This window comes from Campylobacter sp. US33a, from assembly GCF_004378855.1.
Classification (GTDB): domain Bacteria; phylum Campylobacterota; class Campylobacteria; order Campylobacterales; family Campylobacteraceae; genus Campylobacter_D.
In genome coordinates this window covers 1-4318 of the sequence record NZ_RYYL01000025.1, presented here as the reverse complement: position 1 = coordinate 4318, position 4318 = coordinate 1, and the positions used below count along the sequence as shown (strand labels likewise).

The window sequence follows — 4318 nt, the reverse complement described above, 5'->3', positions numbered from 1 at the left end:
TATCATGCAATGCAAGATTTATCCCTTTATGCTTGCAGCGGTAAATTTTCTTTTAATTTTGTTCCTTCGAAATTAAGGCAATGTGCTTAGGTAGATTGGGGAGATTGATAGATAGATAATTAAAATATTAGCAAATAAAAAATGATATAATAATGCTTTATATAAGGAATCTTTTATGTTTATAAGTTCTAAAACAGAGTTAATTCAGACCATTAAAAAACTAACAATCGACAATAAAAAAGTCAAGCAGATTGATTTTATTTATCCTAATTTTTCTGTTTTACACGCTATATTAAAAAATATTGGTTTTCATCAAGGAAACATCCTATCTAAAAATCAAATATTGGCTATGGAAATACTAGAAATTTTAAAACAAACTCGCGATAATCACAATAATATAGAAGTAAATATCCATACTCTTAATGAGCTTGATGCTGGACAAAATGTAAATTTAAAAGATTTATCAAGCAGTGAAATTTGTACTAAAGCTTATTTAAGAGACTTAAAAGAAGAAATTCAAGATAAGAAACACAATAAAGATAAAAATTTTAATCTTTTTTATTACGCGGATAAAAATAATCTTTGCATTGAATTTATCAATACTTTAAAAGAATTAGCCAAAGATTCTAAAGATATAACAACCTTAGAAAAACTAATCGAAAACATCGATCCTGATGATATAAGCGGTGATAAATTTGATGGTTTTAAGAAAAAAGTTTTAGAAAAGATTGAAAATGTCATAGAATCGAATTTTTTTAAAAACAGTATAAGTCCCACTTTAAAAAATACTTATAAAAAATTCATCGATGAGTTGTTAGAACATATTAAAAAACTTGCCGAAGAAAAAGATGATGAAGAAATTAAAATAATACTAAGCACCATAGCAGGCGTTATAATAGCTACAGTGATAGCCGTTCTTACAGGTGGGGCAGGACTAGCTATTTTGGCTGCTGGTTTATTTTCTTTAATGGGTTCTGCAAGCGAGTATTATGAATTTACTCAAAGAGAATATGGTACGCTTTTAACGCCTTTAGCTGCATTTTTAGCCACTAGATGCGCAATGTTTATTCATTATATTAATTCTCGCTTGTTATCTTGTGTTTTAATTATTGATAAAAAAGAAATTATTGATTTAAGTGGCTTTGGATTGTATCTTGGAAGCGATGAAAGCAATATCGCTTCAAATTTAGCTCATAGAATCACTTTAAGCGAAGAAATAAAAAGCATTGAAAATATTTTTAGTGAAATCTTTTTAAACCCAGAACAAAAAGACAATGAGAGTAAAAATACAGCTAATGATTCAAAATCGAGCAATTTGCCCGCTTTTGTTTCAACGCAACAATTATCTAATTTGTATTTAAAAAACAATGCTATTTTAAACAATTTGCAAGAAGATATTAAACAATTTATTTATTTTTCTTATATAGAAAGTCCAAATTTTAACTCAAGCAAATTGGCTGAATTTTTCACACAAAAAAATCAAAATGCACAAATAGATTTAAATACAACTAAAATGAGTAAAAATTATTTGATTATTTCAAATATCCCTAATAAATACAATGCAGGACTCAATGAAAGCTTAACTCAAGAAATCGCCAACTATAATATACAAGATAAATACAGAAGAATTAAAAAAAGTATTGATACATCAAAAAAAACTTATGACAGTACAAGGGATTATAGCGAATATAGCATAGAAATGCCACAAGATGAAAATGAACCTTATATTTTACAATTAAGCCCTTTTGTGAAAATATCTAAAGAAGCTTATGAGAATAGTAAAAAAGCTTATGAAGATATGCAAAAGGTTTATAAGGATATGAAAGAATCCTGTGAAGGTATAATCAAATCGGCTTTTTTGACACCAACATTAATAGAAAAAGTAGCAACAGCATATTATCTATATGAGTCAAAATCAAATTATGATGATTATAATAAAAAAATAAATGATAAAAAATGGCTTCCTTATTTTTATATCCAAAATTTCTTTAAACAAAACGAAGACAAAGAATCCATCATAGAAAAAGAAAAAAAATTAGCTCACCAATATTTAAGTTATTTGCAAGATACGGTTTTTAAAAAAACTAGTGAATCCAAACAAGAAACCTTAAGGGGATTAAGACCTTATAATATAAAAGAATGTTTACAAATTGCTTGGGAGCTTTATCGTGCAAAGCAGCTTTTTGGCAATTTGGAGTCAAAATTTGTAAAAAACATGTTAGGAGATATTTGTGTAAGATATTTGGAAGAAAAATATTTTGTGTTTGAAGATAATGATTGCTGGATTTTTGAAGAAAAAAATGAACGCATTTTTGAACCAAAAGTTAATGCTATCGACTTCACTCAAGATTTATTAGATATTTTTATAGAAAGCAGTAAAGATAATGATAAAAACGAAAAAATAAACAACAAAAACATACAAAAATTTTTCGATGAATTATTAAAAGAATTAAATATTGAATTAACAGATGAAGAATTAAAACAAAGACTTCAAGAAATTTATGGTGAAAGTTTTTTAGAACAAAAGCTTGAAGAAAGTAGAATAGAGCTTTATTGCAGTATCTTATGGGAAGTAATAAGTAGCCTTATACCTTTGGGTAATTTTATTTATCATATTAAAGACCCTATTAAAGTAGCTCAAAATATCGCAAATATTTGTATTGATTATGTAGAAAAAGGTTTTAAAGAAGTTTTAATCGAACAACTTGGCATTATATATTTATTTACACAGCCACAAATCGAAGTTGAAATTAAGAAATATGGAAAAAAATATTTTAAGACTATAAACAAGAAAATTGCCGCAAAAAGATTTTCTACAATTAAAGAAGAATTATTTTTTAATAAAATAAAAATATCCTTTATGGCAGAACAAGTAAAAAACGGTATTGATACTAATAGTTTCAACACAATCAAAAAAAATATAGAAAAACGCTACAAATTAGATGCAAAAGATATAGAATTGTTAAAAGAACTTTATTATAAGGCTAGTTCTATGTCCCATATTCAAAAGATTGCAGTTAAAACAGATTGGCTTCAGGCTAAAACTGTTATAAAATCAATGAAATGGAATTTAATTGAACTCTTGTTTAATTCTGCAGTACAACTAGGACTAAATATCTTTCTTCCAACAAATTATAAAGCCTTGCAAGAACAATATGAAAGCATTGTTTATCAGCTTTACACCTTTAAAGATGATTTTCCTTTGGCGGTTATAAGAGATCATTTTATAACTTATCCTTTTGCAATCAATTCAAAATTCATTAGCTTTGATTTAAAGAAAATTTTTTATGGCATAGATCTTTGCACAGGAGTTTTTGACACTCATTTTTCCTTTCATTATGAAATAGATCAAAAGCTTGAAGAAAATAAAGAATTTCTTTTAAAAAGACTTTTGTCTTATTTGATTATTGATGAGAAAAGAAATGCAACTGCTTTAGAGGATGTAAAAGAAGAAAAATATATTATAGATGATTATGCTTTTTATTTCAAAGAGTTAAAATCTTTAGAACTTAAAAAATGCACTATATATCAACTCCCTTGTAATCATCCTTTGTTTAAAGAGTTTAGAAATAAAGAAAAGCAAATTAGTGCTTTTAAAAAGGATGAAGATAGTCCCATCCATGCTTATAATGAAGCTTTACAAATTTTACAAGATTTTGCTAATGGACTTTATATTGTCAAATATGAAGAAGGAAAATGTATAGAAGATAAAAATAAAACCAGAAGATTACTAGAAAAACTCAATATCATAGGACAAAACAATCTTAAGGCTATGTATATGGGGATAAATGGAAATAGAGATAAAACTTCTAATACAAGTAGAGGCAAAGAAGATACGACCAATAAGACAAGTGCAAATGCTGATATCACATCAGAAACAAAATCCCCGCCTAACTTCATAGGCAGACTAGCCACTACTATAATCATAGAAGATGGTTTGTATATAGGATAAATTAAAGAAGGATAGATAATGAGCGAAACTTATGAGATTTATACACCCAATGGGTTAATAATGGATGTATATAAAGACACTAATAAAATCATTTTTTCAGGAAGTGCTAAACCCACAGGCGATTATACCCAAGAATATTCCAAAGCCCTTTTTGAATCCGATCGCATATTAAGAAACTCCCCCTACAAAGACTATAAACCCAAGTATCTAGATCCTAACTTTTATACAGGACAAGCTTCTACTTTGCTTGAATTTAAAGAATGGCAAAGCATATATTTAAAAGATCCTGTTAAAGGAAGCATAGCTCCTTGGACTAAAGCAGAAAAAGCTTATTATAAATCTTTAAAAACTAAAAGAGAAAGATAT

1 protein-coding gene and 1 pseudogene are annotated in these 4318 nt (G+C 27.2%); both read left to right on the top strand.

All coding sequences use genetic code 11. The annotated features are described in order from the left end of the window. Positions 1–175: 175 nt before the first annotated feature. Entirely contained in the window at positions 176–3952 is a 3777-nt protein-coding gene (locus ELQ16_RS09700; protein WP_134239433.1) for a hypothetical protein, read from the top strand. Between the two features lie 18 nt (positions 3953–3970). Continuing rightward, positions 3971–4318, top strand: a pseudogene (locus ELQ16_RS09695) (hypothetical protein); the annotation flags it as partial.

Excerpts from the sequence above, each read along its gene's own strand:
- ELQ16_RS09700 (WP_134239433.1), top strand. The coding sequence starts at position 176 with ATGTTTATAAGTTCTAAAACAGAGTTAATTCAGACCATTAAAAAACTA.